Below are 1183 nucleotides of genomic sequence, written 5' to 3'. Positions count from 1 at the left end.
TTAGATATATAAAGTAACTATCTAGATTTTATTATATAGATAGTATTACTTACATTTTAAGTATAAGGAGAATTTAACATGTCAAAGAAATTTTTAAAAAATTAGCTATGACTATAGGTATTTTAACATGTATATCTATACCTACAACTGCTTTTGCAGATATTCATGGTGAATACCCAAGTGGTGAAATTCTAAGCTTTGGTTCTGATTTAAGTGATAGCCAAGAAGCTCAATTAAGAAAGTACTTTAAAGCTCCAGACAATATTGAAGCTATATATGTAGACAGTAAAATGGCACTAAAACAATTTGGTCTTGATGAAAAAGAATTAGCCAATTTTACAGGTGGATGGTATTCTAGTGCCTATGTTAAGCTATTACAAAAGGAAAATGGCGTAACCGTAAACTCTTCTAACTTAACACTAGTAACTAATGATATGCTTGCAAATGCATTAATTACTTCTGGAATATTGAATGCAGAGGTTACAGCCTCAGCTCCTTTTGAAGTAACTGGAGAATCAGCCCTTGCTGGAATCCTTGCTGGTGCTGAGAATATAATGGGTGGTGAATTATCTACCTCTAATAAAAAAGCAGCTCAAGAAGAGATAGATGTATCCCTAGACTTAGCTGAAGAGATAGGGGATACAGAAGCTTCTGCAATTATCAACGAAGTTAAAACAGCCGTTATAAAAGACAAGCCTTCTAACGAAGAGGAAATTAAAGAAATTATTGAAAAAGTTGAAAAAAAATATGATGTAGATATAAGTGCTACCATTCAAAACAATATGGTTACATTAATGTCTAATATAAATGACCTAGACTTAGACTATTCTAAACTTAAGGATACCTTAGACAAAAGTGCATCTAAATTTAAAGATGAAATGGAAGCTCTAGGAAAAGAACTTAAGGATTCAGGCTTCTTTGATAAACTATTTAGCTGGATTAGCGAATTCTTCAGTTCACTTTTTAATTAAAATAAAGATTTAATTATAAAAATAAACCGCACCTTTTAGGGTACGGTTTGAGAGTGTGAAATTATTTCTGTAAATAGCTTTCTATGATAATTATTTTAAAGGCATGGAGGTCATGATGTAGCTACCATGCCTTAATTTTAATATAATAGTAAATAAATTACATGTCAAGAACACCCTTAAACCGGGTGTATTTTTTTATATATTAGCCGTAG

Annotated in this window: 1 protein-coding gene; it reads left to right on the top strand. The window is 31.1% G+C overall.

The features are described from left to right. Positions 1-107: 107 nt before the first annotated feature. Positions 108-971: a DUF1002 domain-containing protein gene (locus tag IO99_RS17890; RefSeq protein WP_035135867.1), complete on the top strand. Its 864-nt coding sequence runs from the start codon at positions 108-110 to the stop codon at positions 969-971. Positions 972-1183: the final 212 nt, after the last annotated feature.

It is taken from the genome of Clostridium sulfidigenes (genome assembly GCF_000732635.1).
Taxonomy (GTDB): Bacteria; Bacillota; Clostridia; order Clostridiales; family Clostridiaceae; genus Clostridium_J; species Clostridium_J sulfidigenes.
This window is presented reverse-complemented; position numbering and strand designations above follow the sequence as displayed.